The following is a 20884-nucleotide window of genomic DNA, read 5'->3' as shown; positions in this document are numbered from 1 at the left end:
TCCCGTGGGTGCCGTCCGTGCTCGGCACTGTCATCACTCACCTCTCCTGGCCGCCCTGGAAGGCCCTCCGCCGAAGTGGCGTTGCAGACCCGTCGCCATAGCTTCGTCCAGTCAGAAGCAGGCGGACAACGAGGAGATCAGGCAGCCTGAGGTCGCCCTTCCTTTCCGCAACCGGGCAGTCCTGAGGTCGGCCCCGGCCCCGGCTGCGCAGGCCCGAATTGCCGGCCTGGTCATCGGTGGACCGCACTTCACCCAGCCTGTCCCGTCCCGTCCTCGCCACGAAAAGCATCTCGTCGGCCGCGACCCCGCCGGGTACGTTCACCTCGTGTGCCACTACGCCGAGAAGCTCTACAAGCTGCATTACGCGTGCGTGCCCTGCCGTGTCGCGTTCAAGCGGCACCCCAGGCACGGCGAGCACCGGTGCCCCCGCTGCGCGGAGCCGATGGCCTGCGCCGGCCACGACTTCGCGGCACCACGGCGCCGAGACACCCAGGCATGGACCGTCGTCGCTGCGGTGCTCGACGCCGGACTGCGTTACGAGGGCCGTGAACCCTGCGGCTGCGGCAAGGAACCCAAGTTCCGCCCCCGCACCCGAGCGCAGGTGCGTGCACGTCGCGTCACGGCGGCACGAACCGGTACTCCGCTCGCCGACATGCTGGGACGAGCGGATCCACAGGCATCCGGCTGATCTGACCGAGAGCTGCGCCGTTCCCGCGGTGAGTCGGCTTGCCGGCCTGCCGACCTGCCGTGACGTTCCTGCGCGTCGTCAGGCCGGGCGGTGCGGCTCCGTGACGCGACTGGGGCATGCGACCAGGGCAACAGCACGATCTTGCCGCCGACGTGTCCCGTACGGCTCAGGTCGAGTGCGGCGGCTGCCTCCTCGAGGGGGTAGGTGCGCCAGACGGGGACTTGCAGCCGGCCTTCTCCGATGAGGGGAAGGATGTCGTGCAAGGCCCGGACGCCGTTGCCGCTCGCGCCGTCCGTGTGGACCTGGATGCCCAGGGGTGCGGCGTCGAAGGCCATGAGGGTGAGGACGCGGTCGGGGCCTCCCGCGAGCTCGATGGACAGCGGGATCTCGCCGCGGCCGGAGGCGTCGAGTACGGCGTCGACCCCCTCGGGGGCGATCGCCCGTACCTGGCCGGCGAGGTCCTCGCCGTGGCCGACCGTCAACACGCCGAGCGCGCGCAGACGTTCGTGGTTGGCCTGGCTCGCGGTGCCGATCACGCGCGCACCGCGGGCCACGGCCAGCTGGGCGGCGAACGTGCCGACGCCACCGGAAGCGGCATGGACCAGCAGCGTCTCGCCCTGGACGACCTTGAGACGTTCGAGGACCGTCCACGCGGTTCCGCCTGAACCCGCAAGAGCTCCGGCGATCTCCCAGGGAATCGCGGCCGGCTTGGCGACCAGCGCGCCGGTGTCGGCGACGGCGGTCTGGGCGTAGGCCGGAGTCAGCGAGGTCCCGAGGGCCTCGTCGCCGACGGCGAAGACGGTCACTCCGTCCCCGACCTGGTCGACCACTCCGGCTATGTCCGAACCGAGGCCCGCTGGAAGATCGATGGGCATCATCTGCCTCATGAACCCCTGCATGACCTTCCAGTCGAACGGATTGACGCCCGCCGCCCGTACCGCGAGCCGGACTTGCCCAGGGCCCGGGGCGAGCGCCGGAACGTCCACGATGCGCAGCACTTCGCTGGTGCGGTATTCGGAGAACTGCAGAGCAAGGGACATCCTTGTTCAACTCCGTGTCTTGCCTGGGCCAACGGTTCGGGCAAACGGGTGGAGGCGGAGGTCACCGCCGGTGTCATCGGCCGCAGGGGCCGGAGTGATCGCAGTGCGGCTGGAGCCGGCTGCTTCCGCAACCGCACAGCACGGCCCTGGTCTCCGCGTGTGTCCCCTCCTCCGTGTCCAGCGACAGTTCGCCGCGTACGAGCAGTTGTCCGGCAGGGGTCCGGGTGATCCGGGTGGGCCGGTCCGGTGTCTCTCTCCCGCCCTCCGCCAGTTCGTACCGCAGCGCCCCCGACGGGCAGCGGCGTACCACCTCGGCCAGCCGATCGGCCGGGGCGGCACCGGGCTGAATCCACGGACGCCTGTTCGCGTCGAAGACCTCGGGCAGGCCCCTGATGCACTCGGTGGCGTGCAGACAGCGCCTCGCCTCGAAGGTGACGGTGATCTCCGGCGCCTTGTAGGCCTTCTTCTCGGGTTTGCCGCTCATACCGATCTCCTCACTGCTTCGGCGGCCGGCGGCCGGGTCAGTCGCTGACCTTGCTACGGGACTGGTACAGCAGATCGGCGTACTCGGGGTGGCGGCCGATCCATGCTGCGTAGAAGGGGCAGGTGGCCAGCACGCGCAGACCTGCGGCGCGTGCCTCGTCCAGGGAGGTCCGAGCCAGCGCGGAGCCAACCCCCTTGCCCTCGAACGCCGGATCCACCTCCGTGTGCAGGAAGGCGATCAGTTCCGATGTGCGGATGTACTGCGAGAAGCCCGCGACCTCGGTTCCACCGTCCACGATGGCCTCGTAGCGGCGGGCTTCAGGTACGTCGATCACCTTGACGGTCACTTTTTCCTCCTGAGTTGATGTGTCAACAAAATACCCAGTGCGGTTTGATGTGTCAACGCCGACTATGCCTATCCGAGATCCGAGGCAACGCGATTTTTTTGGCTCCCTTCTCCCCTCGCCCTGCGGCGGCCCTGCCGTCCCGTGGGTGCCGTCCTTACTCGGCGCGGTCAGCAGCTGGCGAGTGGGGAGTGCCGCATATCGCGTCACTTGCTCACCCGCAGTCCTTCGCCAGCCCGTCGAGGACGAGGCCGGAGATCTGGGCGAGCATCGCGAGCTCCGCCGGGCTGAGCGCGTCGATGAACAGGCGGCGGACTGCTTCGACATGACGGGGGGCGGCCGCCGCGAGGGCTTCGCGGCCGGCGGGGGTGACGACGACGAACGCCACGCGTGCGTCGGTGGGGCAGTCCTCCCGTACGACCAGACCGCGCTTGGTCATCCGGTTGATGTGGTGGGACATCCGGCTCTTTTCCCACTCCACCGCCCTGGCCGGCTCCAGGACGCGTAGCCGCCCCCCGGGGGCTTCGGTGAGGTGGACGAGTGCTCCGTAGTCCGCGGTGGACAGACCGGACTCGGCCTGCATTTCGCGGCCCAGTCGGCCCAGGAGCTTGTGCTGCATCCGCACGAAGCTGCGCCAGGCATGCTGCTCCGGCTCGGTGAGCCAGTGCGTCGTCTCAGTCATACGTGGCAGTGTATGCGATTTGTTGATGCATCATCTGTGGCGAGGGATGGCTGGTACGGCGCCGGTCCGCCTGACCCGCGGCGACGACCGGCAGGGTGCCACTCCCTGCCTTGACCGACGGTCCTGCTCGTCCGGTGTGGGCCACGTGCGGCGTCCGCGACGCCCGGGGGTGGATGCCGATGCCGTCGTCCTCGCCGACTGCGTGCAATGCTGTCCCTGCCCGCCATTCCCGCGGCCGAGCAGCGACTTGGCCGGCCGATCGGCATCGCGGCCGAGGCCACCCTCCTGGAAGGGAGGGGGTCGTGCACCCACGACGTCGAGTTGGTCGAAGGTGCGGGTGACGATGGACTGGGTGACGTTCACCCGGCAAGCGGGCTCGTCGCCCCTCCCGCTTCCACGAGCCAATGGGGGACGGAACTGTCGAGAAACCGTTCGAGGAGGACCCTGGTGCGTAACCCGACCGTGGCACAGCAACTGATCGACGTCCTGCGACAGGCAGGGGTGGAGCGGATCTATGGCGTCGTCGGCGACAGCCTCAATCCCGTCGTGGACGCGATCCGGCGTACCGACGGCATCGAGTGGATCCATGTGCGCAACGAGGAGGCGGCGGCGTTGGCCGCTGCGGCCGAGGCCCAGGTGACCGGACGGCTCGCGGTGTGCGCGGGCAGTTGCGGCCCGGGCAACACCCACCTGATCCAGGGCCTGTACGACGCGAACCGCTCCGGCGCTCCGGTGCTCGCGATCGCCTCACACATCCCGTCGAAGCAGATCGGCACCGGGTTCTTCCAGGAGACGCACCCGGAACGGCTGTTCATCGAGTGCAGCCGGTACTGCGAGATGGTGAGCCAGCCGTCGCAGATGCCGCGGATGGTGCGCATCGCCGTACAGCGCGCGCTGTCCGACAACGGAGTGTCGGTGCTTGTCATGCCCGGCGACCTGTCCCACGCGCCCGCCACCAACCCCACCGGCTCGAGCAACTTCGTCACCGCCCGCGGCCGGGTCGTCCCCCCGGCCGAACAGGTGCGGGAACTAGCGGCGAGGCTCGACGCGGCCGAGAAGGTGATGTTCTTCTGCGGCGCCGGCGTCCGGGACGCGCACGCCGAGGTGATGGAGCTCGCGAGCCGGGTGAACGCGCCGGTCGGGCACACACTGCGCGGCAAGGAGTGGATCCAGTACGACAACCCCTATGACGTCGGCATGAGCGGACTGCTCGGCTACGGCGCCTGTTACGACGCCATGCACGAGGCCGACCTCGTGGTGCTGCTCGGCACCGACTTCCCGTACGACGACTTCCTGCCCCAGGCCCGCACCGTACAGATCGACCACGACGCGGGGCGGATCGGGCGGCGGACCGCGCTCGAGCTGGGCGTGCACGGCGACGTGGGCGAGACGGTACGCGCGGTGCTGCCGCTGGTCGAGGCCAAGCGCGACCGCTCATATCTGGACCGGACACTGCGCCACCACGCCAAGTCCCTCGAGAACGTGGTCTCCGCCTACACCCGCAACGTCGAGCACCACGTACCGATCCACCCCGAATACCCGGCCGCTGTTCTCGACGAACTCGCCGACGACGACGCGGTGTTCACCGTCGACACCGGCATGTGCAACGTGTGGGCGGCCCGTTACATCACGCCCAACGGCCGCCGCCGTGTCATCGGTTCCTTCCTGCACGGCACCATGGCCAACGCGCTCCCGCACGCCATCGGCGCCCAGTTCGCCTACCCCGACCGTCAGGTGATCTCGATGTCGGGAGACGGTGGACTGGGCATGCTCATGGGCGAGTTGCTCACGGTGAAGCTGCACAACCTGCCGGTGAAGACGATCGTCTTCAACAACTCCTCCCTCGGCATGGTCAAGCTGGAGATGATGGTCGACGGCCTGCCCGACTACCAGACCGACCACGAGGCCGTGGACTACGCCGCCATCGCCGCGGGCGTCGGAATCCACTCGATCCGCATCGAGAAGCCCGGGCAGATCCGCGAAGGCCTGCGGGAGGCGCTGTCGTACGACGGACCCTGCCTGGTGGATCTGGTCACCGACCCCAACGCCCTGTCGATCCCGCCGCACATCTCCGGCGAACAGGTCAAGGGGTTCGCCTTCTCGGCAGGCCGCACGGTGCTCAACGGGGGCGTCGGGAAGATGCTCGATCTGGCCCGGGCCAACCTGCGCAACGTTCCGCGGCCGTAGACCCGCCCGCCTCTGTAGCGAGCCGGCCACCGGTCACGCCGGTGGCCGCGTGCGGTGGCTGGCGACGGGCCCGCTCGTGTGGCTGGACCCACGGGCGGGCCCGCCGGCTTCGTCGACGTGGACGTGGACGTGGACGGCTGCATCGAGCTGTCCCGCGAGCGCTACGGCGAGGTGGAGGCGGCCCCGGACATCTCGGCTCCCGCGTTGGTCACCGTAGCCGTGGCCGTGGCCGTGGCCGTGGCCGTGGCCGTAGCCCTAGCCGAGCCGCAGCCGATCGCGATGCCGTGCCGACGCTTCGACCGTCCCGCCTGTGCCCGACATCAGTCGGTCCGCGTCGGCGACTATGCCGAAGCGCCGGTCCGCGCGCTGATGACGGTCCGTCCGCGCTGTGACTGCGGGAAGCGGCTGAGCGTCGCGCGCAGTTCCCCGGTACTTCCGGATCCTGATCATGCTGCGGTGCCCGGCAGTGCGGACGAGACCAAGCTGCGGCTCGCCACGATCGCCGGCCCACCGGACACCGCGAGGTTCGCATCACATCACGTCCGCACCCCGCGGCCCCGTTCGGTCACCAGCCGGTGACGCGTTCCCAGTAGGCCTGGATCGCCGGCGCGGTGTTCGTGGTCCGCGTGCCGTCGATGACGTGGTAGCCGTGGTGCTGGGCGGCGGTGGCGCAGGCGTGGTTGGGCAGGATGCGCAGGCGGGTGCCGATCCGCAGGTCGGGAAGGTGGGCGCCGCCGCGGGCGGTGAGGGTGCCGTGTTCCTGGCTTGCGGCCGTCATGACCAGACCCGGGATGAGGTTGCCGTCCAGGTCGGTCACCAGGCCGTAGCCCTGGTCCTGCGCCTGGGCTGCGGTGCCACGGTCGCGGGACATGGCCATCCAGCCGCCGTCGGTGATGATCCACCCGTGTTCGGGACGGTGGCCGATGACGGTGACGACGACCGACAGCGCGAGGTCCTCGATATGGCAGACGCCGAGGCCGGCCATCACCAGGTCGAAGAAGACGTAGTTTCCCGCGCGCAGTTCTGTGACGCCCGTGAGGTCGTCGGCCGCGTGGGCGGTGGGGGTGGAGCCGACGCTGACGGTCGCCACGGGAAGGCCGGCCGCGCGCAGGCGAACGGCCGCCGCGACTGCGGTGTCGCGTTCGTTCTTCGCCGCCAGGCGCTGTTCTTCGGCGGCGTAGGCGAAGTAGGACTCGCCCGCGTGGGTCAGCACGCCGTCCAGGCAGCCCGCGGCGTGCAGGATGCGGCCGATCTCCGGGAGCGCGGGGTCGTCGGGCCTGACGCCCCCGCGGTGCCCGTCGCAGTCGATCTCGACCTGAGTGGGGATGGGAAGGCCGGCCTGGCGGGAGGCTTCGGCGACGAACGCCGCCTGCTCGGTGCTGTCCAGCAGGACGCGCAGGGTGACGCCGCGGCGCAGCAGCGCGAGGACGCGCGGGAGTTTGTGGGGGTCGATACCGACGGCGTAGGTGATGTCCGTGTAACCGCCGTCGGCGAACGTCTCGGCCTCGGCAAGGGTGGAGACGGTGACCGGGCAGGGTGTGTCGTCGTGCAGGAGACGGGCGACGTCGAGGCTCTTGGCCGTCTTCACGTGGGGGCGCAGGGCGACCCCGAGCCGGTCGGCCCTGGCAGCCAGACGCTCGACGTTGCGCCGGGTCCTGTGGACGTCGACGACGGCGAAAGGGGTGTCGGGGTCGGCCAGAGTCCCGGCGAGGTCAGGGCTGTTGGCGCTTGCGGGGGTGTTCACAGGGTGATGTCCATCTTCTTCAGGAGGGCCAGACCCAGGAAAAGGTCCTGCACTCCGATTCCGGAGCTGTCGAAGAGCGTGATGTCGCTGTCGGCGGTGCGTCCCGTGGCCCGGTGGGTGAGGACCTCGCCGAGTGGGGTGAGGACCGTCTCCGCAGGGGCGTGCTGGCCTTCGCCCAGGCGGCGGGCCTGCTCGGGAAGGTCGCAGAAGACGCGGGCACGGCTGAACAGTTCGGTCGGGAGTTCCCGCTTGCCGGGGGCGTCGGAGCCCATGCAGGAGATGTGCGTACCGGGGCGGACCCACGCGGCCTCGAACAGCGGTGGGGTGGCGGTCGTGGCGGTCGTGGCGGTGACGATCACATCGGCTTGGGCGCAGGCTTCCTCGGCGCCGACGCTACGGGCGGCGTGTCCTTCCGCACCCAGGGCCGCGGTCATCCGCTCGGCACGCTCGGCGGTGCGTCCCACGACCAGGACCTTGCCGATGGGCCGGACGCGGCTGACGGCCCGCACCTCGTGGGCCGCCTGGTGCCCGGTGCCGAAGACCGCCAGGGTGGTGGCACCGGCGCGGGCCAGCAGGTCGACCGCGAGAGCGTCGGCCGCGGCGGTCCGGTAGGCGTTCGCGGTACCGACCTCCAGGACGGCGGCGATTCTGCCGATCGTCTGGTCGAAAAGCAGCAGGGTGGAGTGGTGACGCGGCAGCCCGTGCTCCGCGTTGCCCGGCCAGTAGGTACCGATCTTCACCCCGGCGTGCGTCGCGGAGGCGGACGGCTTCAGGGTGAACCGGTTGCGGGAGTCGGACCCGTGCACGGCGAGGCCGGGAAAGTGCGTGCCGTCGACCGTCGCGGCGAAGGCGGCGCGGGCCGCTTCAAAGGCCAGTTCTTCGTCCACGAGCGCGGCGGTCCGCTCCTCGGTGATGTGCAACAGGCGGCGCGCAGCCGGTGGCCGGCCGGAGCCGGACGAGGAAGCGGGTACGGGGTCGGTGGTCGGTCCGGCGGCGGTCACGAAGGGTGTCCTTCACTTGGTGGGGTGCAGGCGGTCGCCCCGGGACACGCCGAGCAGGTCCGCGATGGTTCATCGAGGCATCGAGGCGAGGCATCGCGGCATCGCGCGAGTCGAAGTGGCCGTCCTGGTGCGGCTGTCGTGCGAGTACGAGTTCCTCCTTGTCCGCCCTGCTCAGCGACCGGGCGGCCGCGATTGGATAAATCGTCCAACTCTGGAAAATGAGTCTAAGTCGCCTGCCCGATGGTTGTCCAGCGGACCGGTTCACGAGACGACCCGGACGTGGCGGTGACGGCCGCGCGCCGTGCGAAGTCACGCGAAGGGGGCCCTGGTGTCGCGACGGCAGGGCCCCCGGGAGTGCTTCAGGGTGTCCGGCTCGGCTCCTGCGGCCGGTACGGCCGGTACGGCCGGCTGACGGGGCGAGGTCGGGCGGGGAGCCGTTGGTCGTTGCCCGACGCGGCCGTGCCCCGAGCGGGCTCGAGCTTCACCCACTCCGCGACGCGCACGTGAATTGGGGAGGAACGTCAGAACCGTTGACGCGCACTCGCCTCACCTCTACCTTCTGACCGATTCACCGAACTCGGTTCGAAATATCGATCACATGGTGTTGTACGTAGAGGTCCTCCCACCCGCCGGTCCTCCCGCTCGGCGCGGCCACTCACTCGCCCCCGCACGCACTCTGGAGAGCACATGAGCGCAAGTCCCAGCCCTGGTTCCCGCCCGTCGCGCCGACTGTTCCTCGGCATGGCCGCGACCGTGCCGCTGGCCGTGACCGGAACGCTGACCGTCGGCGCACTGCCCGCCTACGCCGCGGACTCGGCCTACGTCATGGGCTACTTCACCGAGTCGACCACCATGCTCGAGGCCAACTACGGCCTGCACCTGGCGGTGAGCACCGACGGACTGCGCTGGATGCCGCTGAACCAGAACAACCCCGTGGTCACACCCACCGAGGGCGCGGGCGGTCTGCGCGACCCGTTCATCATGCGCAAGCAGGACGGCACCTTCGTCGTGCTCGCAACGGACCTCAAAGGCACCGACTGGAACTACAACAGCCAGTACATCCACGTCTGGGACTCCGCGGACCTGCGCACCTTCACCGGCTACCGCCGAGTGAAGCTGCACGACATGGTCACCCACAGCTGGGCACCGGAGGCATTCTGGGACGCCGGCCGCGGCCAGTACGGAATCATCTACTCGTCCGTCAACTCCAGCGGACACAACGTGATCATGGTCAACTACACCACCGACTTCCGGACGGTCACCTCCCCGCAGGTCTTCTTCGACCCCGGCTACGACATCATCGACGGCGACCTCGCCGTGGGCGTGAACGGCGTCAACTACCTGTACTACAAGAGGGACCAGAAGCTCGTCGGCGCGCGCTCCACCACCCTCGCGCCAGGCAGCTTCACGCCCTTCAGCACCCCCGTTGCCCAAGGCGGCACCGAGGCCCCGACCCTGGTCAAGTCCCTGACCTCCAGCACCTGGTACCTGTGGGGCGACACGTACACGCCCAACGGTGTCTTCTACGCCTGGCAGAGCAACGACCTCGCCGCCGGCACGTGGACCGCGCTGGACCAGCGGGCTTACACCCAGCCCCTCAACTCCAAGCACTGCGCCATCGAGACGATCACCACGACCGAGTACAACAACCTCGTGGCGAAGTGGGGCTCTCCCGCCTGGAACCGGCTGAAGTCCTACAACTACCCGGCCCGCTACGTCCGCCACGCCAACTCCGTCGGCCGTATCGATGCCTACCCGTTCGACCCGTATCCCGACTCGCAGTGGAAGCTCGTGCCCGGCCTGGCCGACAGTGCGGGTGTGTCCTTCCAGTCGGTCAACTACCCCACCCGCTATCTGCGCCACTACAGCTACAACCTGCGACTGGACGAGAACGACGGAACCTCGACGTTCGCCGCCGACGCCACGTTCTACAAGACCTCCGGCCTGGCCGACGCCTCCTGGTCGTCCTTCCGCTCGTACAACTTCCCGACCCGCTACATCCGGCACACCGACTACGTCCTGCGCATCGACCCGGTCTCCACCACCACCGAGAAGGCCGACGCCACCTTCTTCGTCGGCTACTGACGGGCGACTGACGAGTCGGACGTCATGCGGTGGCACTTCGGGATCGCGCGGGGCGGGTGTGCCGGCCCCGAAGTGCTGCCGCAATTCGATGGGTGCCGTGTCGAAGACGCCCTATTGTGGCGCGGTGACGACTCAGGTGATCCTTCTCAACGGTGGTTCCAGCTCGGGCAAGTCCGGGATCGTCCGGTGTCTGCAGGCCGTACTGCCCCATCCGTGGCTGGCGTTCGGGGTCGATTCGTTCGTCGACGCGATGCCCGCGCGGATGCGGGCGTCGGACGAGGGGATCACGTTCGCCCCGGACGGCCGAGTGAGCGTCGGAGCGGACTTCCGGGCGCTCGACGCGGCCTGGATCGAGGGCATCGCGGCCATGGCCCGTGCCGGCGCCAGGGTCATCGTCGATGACGTGTTCCTCGGCGGCGCGGCATCCCGGGAACGGTGGCAGAAGGCTCTCGGCGGACTGGACGTGCTGTGGGTCGGCGTCAGGTGCGAGAGTGCTGTCGCCGCAGGCCGTGAGGTCGCACGTGGAGACCGCGTCCAGGGAATGGCCGCTTTGCAGGCGGATGTGGTTCACCAGGGAGTGGCCTATGACGTGGAGGTCGACACGACGCACACCGAATCCCTGATGTGTGCACGGACCATCGCCGCCCAGGTCAGCTGATCGACTAAGCCGCAACCTCGGTCAGTGTGTGAGCCCCGGAACGAGCACCCGGCCACAGCCGGCTCGAGTCGGCCCGGACTTCCTGTGAAGTGGCAGTGAAGACGCGGGACTTGGGGGTATCCGGGGACATGCGTCCGGACTTCACGGGCGTCACACGACACGGCATGGCCGGCGCGAGGACCGGCCGGAAGGGCGGAAACATGGTGGTAGTCAGGACACGGACCACTTGTGTGCTCGGTGCGCTCCTCGGGGGCGCGCTCCTTGTCTCCGGGTGCGGCGACGATTCCCCCGACGAGGCCTTCTCGGGGCAGAAGGCCGATGACATCGCGGCCAAGGCGGTTGCTGCCACAGACAAGGCGTCCTCTGTCCACATGAAGGGAACCGCGCAGGTCAAGGGGGCAAGCACCGTCGAACTCGACATCCGAGTGGACGACCAGGGCAACTGCACAGGAAGCATCAGCGGCGACGGCGCCCGGGCCCAGTTGTTACGCAGTAAGGGCGGCGACGTCCTGATCAAGGGCGACCGCGCCTTCTGGACCAACTCGGCGCGCGCGAGCGGCAGTGACGCCAAGCAGGGGGAGCAACTTGCCGGCAGGTTGGCGGGCAAGTGGGTCACCGCTCCCGCGGACGGACCGGACGCCGCCTTCTGCGACAAGAAGCGGTTCTTGGCCTCCATGGACCAGGACAAGACCGAACGGCAGGGGATGAAACGCGGGACAGAGACCGAGGTCGATGGCGAGGATGCCCTCACCCTGGAGAAGGAGCAGGAGGGCAACCGCATCAGCATGCATGTCGCCACCGAGGGGGAGCCCTACATCCTGAAGGCCGCGACCGCGGGCTCCGAGGACAGCACCCTGACTTTTGACGACTACGGCGAGAAGGTCTCGGTGCAGCCCCCGTCTCAGGACGAGATCGTCGACCCGGCGGACACCCAGGCATAACACCGGGCCGCACTCTCCCCTTGACCGAGGATGTGCTCGGGGGCGCAGACGCCGCCGCCCGCACACAACGAAGAGGCCGGCCCCCAAAGCACCCGGGCATGGCCCTGTTGTGTGACGCCTGAGCCCGGCCGACACGCCTACCGGCCGGGCTCACGGAGTGAGCGGCCCGAAGTGATCACGCCGGTCCAGTTCGCACGCTCGGGGCATGCGAGCGGGGGAGCATGACCGAGCCGTGCGCCGGGGCGACCGTCGCGGCGACATGCGTTCGCGGTACGGCGCTCAGGTGCCGGGTGCGTCGAGGCGGTCCACCTCCTGGGCGGCCTCGCGTGCCTGCCGTTCGGCGCGGGCCACGGCGTCGGCCGCCGCCTGCCGCCGTTCCTCGGCTTCCTGTTGCTCCTGCTCGGCTCGCTGGAGGGTTTCGCGTGCCTGTTGCAGTTGTTGTTCGGCCGCGGCCACTTGTCGACGGGCCTGAACCTGACGGTCCCGCGCACGTTCCAGCTGCGCATCCGCGTCCGACTCGGCTGTGCGTTGACTACGCAGATGGTGCTCGGCCGCTTTGGCCGCCTTTCGCGCTCGGGTCAGTTCCTCCTGTCGGCGGCGCCGCCGGTCGGCGAGTTCGTCCTTCGCCTTGGGCCGCGCCGACGACTGCGCGGCCTTTCCCCGGGACCGCCGGGACGGCTCGGGAGGCCTGGACGACGGGCCGGCTGACGCGGGAGTGGCGGGGGGAAACGTCGATGGCGGGACGAGAGCGGATGTCAGGCGGCCGGTGGCCCACTGACCGGCCGCGCCCTGGTCGGCGAGTACGGCGCGCAGGGTGGATTCGACGTCCTGCTGAGCGGTGTCCGACAGCCGGTGACCGGCGTCCCGGGCGAGCTGGGCGGTCTGCCGGGACAGGGCGGAGACGATACTGCGGCGCTGCTCCGAAAGCTCTTTGACCCCGTCGGGGTCCAGGGTCTGGTAGGCGTCGCGCAGCGCCTGCCCCAGCTCGAGGAAGCGCCGGCTCTCGTCCGGCTTGGAGCGCAGCAGCAGGTTGGCCGCCCAGGCCGCGAGGGTGGGGCGGCGGGCGGCATGGATGAGGCGGGCATCCTCCACGTGGCCGCCGGTCCTGGCCGCGGCGGCCAGGACCTCCCGGCGGGCCACGAAGTCGGACGGCGCCGTGGCGTACAGCTCGTCCAGAGCGGCCTCCACGTCGTGCCCCGCGCCGCCCCGGCCGCTCTTGTGCTGCATGTTTCTCAGGGTCCACCGAGCCCCGCCACCGCGCACCCCGGCAGGCAGTTGCTCTGCCACATCTGCCACATCTGCCACCTCTGCCACCCGGCCGTCCGCCCTGCCATCGGTGACCGTTTCGCTCAGTCCGGGTGCAGCGCTCGGACCCGGCCCGCTGCCAGATGGAGCTCGTACGGCCCCCAGCAGTCAGCGGCAAGGGTCGCGACCAGCACCCCGCAGGTGCAGGCCAGGTTCATCCCACCGTCCGCGCTGGGACCGCAGCATGCCATCCCGCTGCTCGGACGCGTGACGAGATCACGGGCGTCCTCCGGGTGGAGGACGAAATCGCCCCGTGGGCCCGCCGAGGTGAGCGGACCACGTTCGTCGTCCATCCATGGACCGCGCGGGTATGCGGGTCCCTCCGTCTCCGCCGGGACGAAGGGCGGCCCCCACGGCTCCGTCTCGACCGCATAGCGGCCCCTGGGCATGGTCGCCGGGGCACGCCGGCCTTCCGCGGTCACCGGGTCCGGATTCGGGGCGGGTGCCTCGGGGACCGCAGACAGCACATGCAGCGTGCCGGTGAGTTTTCTGCCGCATTCCCGGCACTCGAACAACGTCATCACGGCTTCCTATCCCGTGACGCGTGGCCGGGCAACCGAATAACCCACGACTCAGGGCACGGTCGGGGAGGCCAACTGCGTGTTTCGCGCGGGCCCGTGCCATTCGAGGAAGAGGACGGTGGCGTCGTCGGAGAGATGGCCGTGGTGGTGGTCGAGGACGGCCTGCATGAGACGGCGCAGTGTTTCGGGGACGGGTAGCCCGTCGGCGTGGTGTCGGATGATGAAGTCGGTGAACCGGGCCAGGCCGAATTCACGGCCGCGCAGGTCGCGGGCTTCGGTGATGCCGTCGGTGTAGAGCAGCAGCCGGTCACCGGGCTGCAGTTGTTCGGTGCACAGCGTGACATCGAGTCCGAGACGGGTGCCCATGGGGTGTGCGGGCGGGCACCGCAGGGTCGTCGTCCAGCGGCCGTCACGGATCAGCACGGGGGGATGGTGACCGCGGTTGACCCAGGTGAGGGAGCCGGTGGCGGCATCGAGGTCGGCGAGGATCCCGGTCACGTAGCGGTGGATGCCGAACTCCTGCAGCATGACCTGCTCGATGCGTTCGCTGATGGTGGCCAGGCCGGTGCCCTGGCGGCGCTCCGCGCGGCAGGAGGCGACCGCCAGGTTCGCGGTCAGGCCGGCGGCGGTGTCGTGGCCCATCGCGTCGAAGATCGCCAGATGGACGGTGTCGCCGGCCACGGCGTAGTCGAAGGCGTCGCCGGCGATGTCGTACGCGGGTTCCATCGCGGCCGCGATCACCACATGACGGTTGGCGTGGGTCAGGGGAGGAGTCAGCTTCCACTGCATCTCGGCGGCGATGTTCATGGGACGGCTTCGCACCAGGCGCGCGTAGGAGTCGCTGAAGGGGCGCTTGCTGACGAGTAGGTGACCCATCAGTGACGCGAGGTGGCGTATCGCCGTGTCCGATCCGGCGGCGGCCTCCACGCGGAGAACGGCCAGGCGTTCCGTGCCGTCCAGCACCGGCACCCAGTACACGTGGCGCCCACCGGCGGATGCCGGGCCGGTCAGGGTGCGCGTGGACCGGAAGGCCCGCCCCGGCACGGAGGAATCGATCGGGTACTCCTGGCCGCCTTCCCACGCGTCCAGGCCCCGCCCGGTCAGCTCCCGCAGCGTCACCTGGCGCAGGTCGGCCACGTAGAGCCGGGCATCGTCGAGGCCGGCGGCGGACGCGTGCTCAGTCAGCAGATCAGGCAGGTCCTCCAGCGCGGCCAGGTGCGCGGCGTCCAGAAGACCGCCCAGCATCCGGGCTGTGCCGTCGCCGGTCATGATCACCGCCCTGGCCACGTACCACGAGAGGGGATACGCCGAGTCTCCCGCAACCGGGAGTTCATTCCCCGAACGGGAAAAACGACGGCCACCCTCCGCGTCCCGGGCAACATCCCGTATCCCCCATTGTCGCGCCCGGCCGCAGGCGGGTGACAGCCGGCACTTCTCTCGGTGGACGTTCCGGCACGAAAGGGATGGCCGCTCATCTGTGATGCGCCTGCGACAGACGCTCGTCGCTGCGCTTACGCTTCGCCGTCCTGGGCACTTGGAGGTCACCACACGCCGCCGTATCCCCCGGTGAGGGACCGTACCCCGGGTGGGAAGGCGTTCAGGCATCCCAAGGAGCGACCGTGAGCATTCGTATCGGAGTGGAGGAGGAGTTCCACATCCTGGAGGTGGAGAGCGGGCTGCTCGTGCCGCGCGCCGACCCCGTACTGCGACGGCTTCCCCAGCGGAACTTCACGACCGAACTCCACCAGTCCACCGTGGAGTCGAACAGCGGAGTGCACGCGTCCTTGCACGACCTGTACGCCGACCTCACCAGAACCAGACGGCGGCTCGATGACGCCGCCTCCTCACTGGGGCTCGCGGTGGTGGCCGCGGGTACGGCGCCGCTGGCGCCCGGGGCCTCCGCGCACCCCACCGCCGACGCGCGGTACCTCCACATGGTCGAGGAGTACGGCAAGGTCGCCGACGAGCAGCTCATCTGCGGCGCCCAGGTCCACGTCGACATCCCCGACCGGGACACGGCGGTACGGGTGATGTGCGCGGTCTCTCCCTGGCTGCCCGTGCTCCTGGCGATGTCGGCCAGCTCACCGTTCTGGCAGGGATCCGACACCGGCTACGCCAGCTGGCGCACGCTGCTGTGGCAGCGCTGGCCGACCGCGGGCCCGGTCGGCTGCTTCGCGAGCGCGGCCGACTACGACGCCGCCGTGCGCGATCTCGTCCGGGCCGGGATCATCAGCGACGCCGGGATGATCTACTACGACATACGGCCGTCCGCGCATCTGCAGACGCTGGAACTTCGTATCTGCGACGCCTGCCCGCGTGTGGAGACCGTCGTGCTCATCGCCGGACTGTTCCGCGCTCTGGTGACCGAGGCCCGCGAGCGGCTTCGCACGGGCGAGGCGCGGCCCTGCGAGGGACGGCACGAATGGCTGCGGGGCGCCGCCTGGCGGGCCGCCCGGTCCGGCCTCGAGGGCACCCTGGTCGACCCCGAGACCCACCGCGAAACACCTGCGCCGCAGGTCGTACGGAAGCTGCTCATGCGACTGCGTCCCGCGCTCGAGGCCCACGGGGACTGGCAGACCGTCGGAACGCTGACCGAGGCGGCCCTCGCCGACGGCAGTGCCGCTCGCCGTATGCGCCTGACTGCCCGGGAGGAGGACCTGCTCGCCTGTGTCGACATGCTGATCGCCGAGACCCGAGGTGAGCGCAGGGGACGCAGGTCGGCACCCGCCCGTCGTAAGAACGGGCTCTCGTCCGGCAGCGGCATGACAGCCCCGCCTGTCGGATCCGGAACACCGGAGGCCATCGGCAGCTGAGGCACCGGTGAACGTCATGAGCCCAGCAGCGCACCCCAAGGCTTCGGGGGTGAGCCGCGTCCACTCGCGGCAGCCGGCCGTCGGCGTGCCGCAGGCAGCAGCCGACGCGGCGAGGTGCCGATGGACGCCGCGAACCGGTCGCCTCCACCTTCCTCAGCCGTACCGCATCCCATCCTCACCCACCCGTCCAGGAGGGCGTTCGTCATGTCCAGCAGCATCGCCCGGGTCGTGACCGGCAGGCGCGATCCGGCACCCCCGTTCCGGCACGCGGCCCGAGACGCGCGTGAGGGAGGCGGCCCGTCATGTGTGGTTTGAGCGGGGAGATCCGCTTTGACGGCCGACGGCCCGATCCCGCGGCCGTCGAGCGCATGAGCGACCGGCTGGCCGCGCGTGGACCCGACGGCGAGGGCATCTGGACGCGGGGCGCGGTGGCGCTGGGACATCGACGACTGAAAATCATCGACCTGTCGGACCGCGGAGCACAGCCGATGACCGACGCCGCGGGCGAACTCACCGGCGTCTTCAACGGCTGCGTGTACAACTACCAGGAGCTGCGCGAAGAGCTCCGGGGCCTCGGCCACCGCTTCACGTCGACGTCCGACACCGAAGTGGTGGTGAAGGCCTACCAGCAGTGGGGAACCGCCTGTGTCGAGCACTTCTACGGCATGTTCGCCTTCGCCCTCGTCGAGCACCGCACCGGCCGCCTGGTGCTGGGCCGTGACCGGCTCGGAATCAAGCCCCTGTACCTGGCGCGGACACCCGGCCGGCTCCGGTTCGCCTCCTCGCTGCCGGCCCTCCTCGCCGCCGGGGACGTGGACACCTCGCTCGATCCGGTGGCCGTCCACCAGTACCTGAGCTGGCACGCCACCGTGGCGGCGCCGCACACCGTCCTCCAAGGCGTGCGCAAGCTCCCCCCGGCCACCGTGCGCGTCATCGAGCCGGACGGCACCCACCGCGACCACCGCTACTGGCAGCCGCCCTACACGCGGCAGGCGCAGCACGCCGGCATGGGCCCGGACGAATGGCGGGACGCCGTCCTGGAGGCGCTGCGCACGGCCGTACGCCGTCGGATGGTCTCCGACGTACCGGTCGGGGTCCTGCTCTCCGGCGGTCTGGACTCCAGCCTGATCGTCGCGCTGCTGGCCGAGGAGGGCCAGCGCGACCTGATGACGTTCAGTGTCGGATTCGAGGCGGAGGGCGGGGAGGAGGGCGACGAGTTCCGGTACTCGGACCTGGTCGCCCGTGAGTTCGACACCGACCACCGGCGGCTGATGGTTCCCTCCGACCGGGTCTCGACGGCTCTGGACGGGGCGGTCGCGGCGATGAGCGAGCCGATGATCAGCCATGACGTGGTCGCCTTCTATCTGCTGTCCGAGCAGGTGTCCAAGGACGTGAAGGTCGTCCAGAGCGGTCAGGGCGCCGACGAGGTGTTCGCCGGCTACCACTGGTACCCACAGCTGGCCGCGGTCGCCCGCGAGGAGGAACCGGACCGGTACGCCGAGACGTACTTCGACCGGCCCCATGCCGACCTCGCCCGGATCCTGCAGCCCCACATGCTGCCCCAGGACGACATCTCGGGCCGCTTCGTCAAGCAGCACATGGCGGCCCCGGGAGCGCAGACCGCCCTGGACGCGGCCCTGCGGCTGGACACCCACGTCATGCTCGTGGACGACCCCGTGAAGCGGGTCGACAACATGACCATGGCCTGGGGCCTGGAGGCCCGAGTGCCGTTCCTCGACCACGAACTGGTGGAGCTGGCGGCGGCCTGCCCGCCCGAACTCAAACTGGCCGACGGCGGCAAGGGCGTGCTGAAGGAGGCCGGCCGCAAGGTCCTGCCCCGGGAGGTCGTGGAACGGCCCAAGGGCTACTTCCCGGTCCCGGCCATCAAGCACATGGCGGGCCCCGTCCTGAACCGGGTACGCGAGGCGCTGGAGGCCCCCGAAGCGAAGAAGCGCGGTGTCTTCCAGGAGCCGTACGTGGCCGACCTCCTCGCGGCGCCCGACGAGCACCGCACCAAGCGCGGAGCCAACGCCCTGTGGCAGGTAGCTTTGTTGGAGATATGGCTGCAGACGCACGGGATCAAGTGACCGACGAGCCGAGCTCGTGGGCCTCGCACGAAGCGGCGCCCGCCCGGCCGCCCGTCGCCCCTCAACCCCGGACGCCCGCCGCGGCCCGGGAGGCCGCGCCGTCGCCGGACCCCCGCCCGCCGGACGCACATGGTTCTGCCGCCGCCGCCCCGGCCCCGGCCCCGGTGCCCTTGCCCGAGGCGGGAGGCCCACGGGATGCAGTGACCCGGTTGCACGCCCACGGCTGCTGGTATCCCTCGGCCAACTCCGACGGCACCCGGGTGGCCTTCGTCTGCGACCGGGGCGGCGTCCCCCAGCTGTGGGCCGGGCCCGTCGACGGTGACGACGTGCGCCTGCTCGACTCCTCCCCGGATCCCGTCAAAGAGGTGTCCTGGTCACCGGGCGGCCACTGGATCGCGTACACCACCGCACCAGGAGGCGGCGAACACACCCGGGTGCTGTGCGTACGGCCCGACGGCACCGGCCGCCGCATCCTGGCCGGAGCCGACCCGGCCGGCTCCGCCTACCTGGGCTGCTGGGCGCACGACGGCTCGGCCGTCGCCGTCACCGTCGCCGCACCGGTCGGCCCCACCCACGGGGACGGCACGGGGCAGCCGGCACAGCTCGTCCCGGCCGACAGCGACCCCGACGGCACCCGCCTGCCGGCCGACTGGGCCGAGCGCGACGGCCGTGCCACCCTCCTGGGCTCAGCCACCTACGACGTGGGACCGGGCACGGGGCCGGAGGCGACGCCGATCGACCTCACCGCTCCCGCGGCACCGGCGATCCGGTCCGGTGGCGGCCTGTCGGCCTACCTGATCGATCCCGACGGCCTCGCATCGCCCGTCCTGCTCGCCACGGAGACGCACGCCGCCACCCTGCGCGTGTGCGACCTCAGCCGTGACGGCGCACTCGTGCTGCTGCGCCGAGGACCGCGCGGTCGCCGGGAGGCGGTTCTCCGGCGCACGGCCGACTCGACGACGACCTGCACCGTTCAGGTGGCCGACGGCGATCCGTGGATCGGCCGGTTCTCTCCCGACGCGACGACGCTGTGGCTGCGCAGCAACGCCGACCGCGAGTACGCGGCACTGTTCGCCGTCGCTCTCGGCGCCGACGGCGAACCGCGCGGCAGGTCGGTCGTGGCGGAGCGCGAGGGCAGCGACCTCGAACTGCTCGCCTTCGCCCATGACGGCCGCACCGCCGTGCTGGCGTGGAACGTGCTGGGCGCGAGCCGACTCGAATCGCTGGAGACCTTCCCGGCACACCAGGCTCCGGACGGCACCGGGGCGACCAGGCCGATTCCGTTGCCCCATGAGGTCGTCACGCGCATCAGGGCGGCCGGCCCGGGGCGACTGCTGCTCGCGCTGTCCGGGTCCCAACGCCGGCCGGGAGTGTGGGCCCACGACGGCGCGTCCCCGCTCCGCACCCCGTGGTCCTCCCACGACGAGGACGCCGTCCCGCCCGGCCGCCCGCCCGTGCGCCCCGTCGCCCTGCGCCTCACGGCACGCGACGGACTGCCCCTGAGCGGCTGGTACTACAGGGCGCCCGGGCGCGCCGCGGGCGAGCCGGCGCCCTGCGTGATCCACCTGCACGGCGGTCCAGAGGAACAGGAACGCCCCGTGTTCAACCCGCTCTACCACGAACTGCTCGGCCGTGGACTCGACGTCTTCGCCCCCGACGTCCGCGGCTCCTCGGGACACGGCAGGTCGTTCGTCGACGCCGACCTGGGCGCCGGCCGCTTCGCCGCCCTGAACGACGTCGCGGACTGCGCCGCCCACGCGGTCACGGCGGGCCCCGCCGACCCGACACGCCTGGCGGTCATGGGCCGTTCCTACGGCGGCTATCTGACCTTCGCCTCCCTCGTGTGGCACCCGGACCTGTTCCGCACCGGAGTCGCCGTCTGCGGCATGTCCGACCTGCTGACCTTCTTCGCCGGTACGGAGCCCTGGCTCGCGGAGTCGGCGGCGCACAAGTACGGCCACCCCGAGTACGACCGTGAGCTGCTGCACGCCCTGTCCCCGATGAGCCGCATCGATGCCCTGCGCGCTCCGTTGCTCGCCGTCCACGGCGAACACGACACCAACGTGCCACCGGGGGAGTCCGAGCAGTTCGTACGGGCCGCACGCGAACGCGGCATCCCCGCCCAACTCCTCACCCTGCGCGACGAGGGCCACGACTTCCTGCGCGCGGACAACCGGCGACTGTTCCGCAGGGCCGCGGCGGACTGGATGGAGCGGCACCTCCAGGTGTGAGCCTTTTGTCCTCACTCGGGGTGGTTCGGCTGTCGGGCGAGGGGGGTACTCGTGGAGTTCCACACACCGGTCGT

17 protein-coding genes are annotated in these 20884 nt (G+C 70.4%); 8 read left to right on the top strand and 9 right to left on the bottom strand.

Annotated features, from left to right (window positions below; translation table 11 throughout):
• Window positions 1–534 precede the first annotated feature (534 nt).
• The 4 genes from ACZ5XS_RS20610 to ACZ5XS_RS20595 form a co-directional block, all read right to left on the bottom strand.
• The gene (locus tag ACZ5XS_RS20610) at window positions 535–1728 is read right to left on the bottom strand and encodes an NADP-dependent oxidoreductase (protein WP_468653268.1); all 1194 of its coding nucleotides are present in this window, start codon (window positions 1726–1728) and stop codon (window positions 535–537) included.
• A 73-nt stretch (window positions 1729–1801) separates the two neighbouring features.
• On the bottom strand, window positions 1802–2212 hold the full coding sequence (locus ACZ5XS_RS20605; RefSeq protein WP_468653266.1) for a (4Fe-4S)-binding protein: 411 nt from the start codon (window positions 2210–2212) through the stop codon (window positions 1802–1804).
• 37 nt (window positions 2213–2249) lie between these two features.
• On the bottom strand, window positions 2250–2558 hold the full coding sequence (locus ACZ5XS_RS20600) for a GNAT family N-acetyltransferase (RefSeq protein ID WP_468653264.1): 309 nt from the start codon (window positions 2556–2558) through the stop codon (window positions 2250–2252).
• Between the two features lie 211 nt (window positions 2559–2769).
• Window positions 2770–3237: a MarR family winged helix-turn-helix transcriptional regulator gene (locus tag ACZ5XS_RS20595; RefSeq protein ID WP_468653262.1), complete on the bottom strand. Its 468-nt coding sequence runs from the start codon at window positions 3235–3237 to the stop codon at window positions 2770–2772.
• A gap of 447 nt (window positions 3238–3684) precedes the next feature.
• Here ACZ5XS_RS20595 and ACZ5XS_RS20590 point away from each other — a divergent pair, with 447 nt between their 5' ends.
• Complete coding sequence (locus ACZ5XS_RS20590; protein WP_468653260.1) at window positions 3685–5424, top strand: pyruvate dehydrogenase; 1740 nt, start codon at window positions 3685–3687, stop codon at window positions 5422–5424.
• 78 nt (window positions 5425–5502) lie between these two features.
• Window positions 5503–6003 (top strand): hypothetical protein, encoded by a 501-nt coding sequence (locus ACZ5XS_RS20585; RefSeq protein WP_468653258.1) that lies wholly within the window; start codon window positions 5503–5505, stop codon window positions 6001–6003.
• Here the strand turns inward: ACZ5XS_RS20585 and ACZ5XS_RS20580 are convergent.
• Entirely contained in the window at window positions 5990–7168 is a 1179-nt protein-coding gene (locus ACZ5XS_RS20580; RefSeq protein ID WP_468653257.1) for a DSD1 family PLP-dependent enzyme, read from the bottom strand. The genes ACZ5XS_RS20585 and ACZ5XS_RS20580 overlap by 14 nt on opposite strands.
• The gene (locus ACZ5XS_RS20575; protein WP_468653255.1) at window positions 7165–8169 is read right to left on the bottom strand and encodes an ornithine cyclodeaminase family protein; all 1005 of its coding nucleotides are present in this window, start codon (window positions 8167–8169) and stop codon (window positions 7165–7167) included. Before ACZ5XS_RS20575 ends, ACZ5XS_RS20580 begins: the two co-directional genes overlap by 4 nt.
• A gap of 687 nt (window positions 8170–8856) precedes the next feature.
• Here ACZ5XS_RS20575 and ACZ5XS_RS20570 point away from each other — a divergent pair.
• The 3 genes from ACZ5XS_RS20570 (at window position 8857) to ACZ5XS_RS20560 (ending at window position 11853) form a co-directional block, all read left to right on the top strand.
• Window positions 8857–10254, top strand: coding sequence for a glycoside hydrolase family 43 protein (locus tag ACZ5XS_RS20570; protein WP_468653253.1), 1398 nt, complete (start codon window positions 8857–8859; stop codon window positions 10252–10254).
• A 124-nt stretch (window positions 10255–10378) separates the two neighbouring features.
• A complete protein-coding gene (gene cpt, locus ACZ5XS_RS20565; RefSeq protein WP_468653488.1) occupies window positions 10379–10912 on the top strand; it encodes a chloramphenicol phosphotransferase CPT in 534 nt (177 codons plus the stop codon).
• 230 nt (window positions 10913–11142) lie between these two features.
• Window positions 11143–11853, top strand: a complete 711-nt coding sequence (locus tag ACZ5XS_RS20560; RefSeq protein ID WP_468653251.1) for a hypothetical protein — start codon at window positions 11143–11145, stop codon at window positions 11851–11853.
• 279 nt (window positions 11854–12132) lie between these two features.
• Here the strand turns inward: ACZ5XS_RS20560 and ACZ5XS_RS20555 are convergent, their stop codons facing one another.
• The 3 genes from ACZ5XS_RS20555 to ACZ5XS_RS20545 all read right to left on the bottom strand — a co-directional run bounded on the left by ACZ5XS_RS20555 (window position 12133) and on the right by ACZ5XS_RS20545 (window position 14948).
• Window positions 12133–13080, bottom strand: a complete 948-nt coding sequence (locus tag ACZ5XS_RS20555; RefSeq protein ID WP_468653249.1) for a hypothetical protein — start codon at window positions 13078–13080, stop codon at window positions 12133–12135.
• 122 nt (window positions 13081–13202) lie between these two features.
• The gene (locus tag ACZ5XS_RS20550; RefSeq protein ID WP_468653247.1) at window positions 13203–13679 is read right to left on the bottom strand and encodes a hypothetical protein; all 477 of its coding nucleotides are present in this window, start codon (window positions 13677–13679) and stop codon (window positions 13203–13205) included.
• Window positions 13680–13730: 51 nt separating this feature from the next.
• A complete protein-coding gene (locus tag ACZ5XS_RS20545) occupies window positions 13731–14948 on the bottom strand; it encodes a PP2C family protein-serine/threonine phosphatase (RefSeq protein ID WP_468653245.1) in 1218 nt (405 codons plus the stop codon).
• Between the two features lie 350 nt (window positions 14949–15298).
• On the opposite strand from ACZ5XS_RS20545, the gene ACZ5XS_RS20540 reads away from it, so the two are divergent.
• From ACZ5XS_RS20540 to ACZ5XS_RS20530, 3 genes are all read left to right on the top strand, one after another.
• Window positions 15299–16492, top strand: a complete 1194-nt coding sequence (locus ACZ5XS_RS20540; RefSeq protein ID WP_468653243.1) for a carboxylate-amine ligase — start codon at window positions 15299–15301, stop codon at window positions 16490–16492.
• Window positions 16493–16794: 302 nt separating this feature from the next.
• Window positions 16795–18579 carry an N-acetylglutaminylglutamine amidotransferase gene (locus tag ACZ5XS_RS20535; RefSeq protein WP_468653241.1) on the top strand — a complete coding sequence of 595 codons (1785 nt, stop codon included), beginning with the start codon at window positions 16795–16797 and terminating at the stop codon, window positions 18577–18579.
• Window positions 18552–20810 carry a S9 family peptidase gene (locus tag ACZ5XS_RS20530; RefSeq protein WP_468653239.1) on the top strand — a complete coding sequence of 753 codons (2259 nt, stop codon included), beginning with the start codon at window positions 18552–18554 and terminating at the stop codon, window positions 20808–20810. Before ACZ5XS_RS20535 ends, ACZ5XS_RS20530 begins: the two co-directional genes overlap by 28 nt.
• Window positions 20811–20884 lie beyond the last annotated feature (74 nt).

The sequence above is a fragment of the Streptomyces sp. NPDC033131 genome (genome assembly GCF_055578365.1).
The sequence above is the reverse complement of the archived record's forward strand: the minus strand, read 5'-3'. Positions and strand labels throughout refer to the sequence as shown.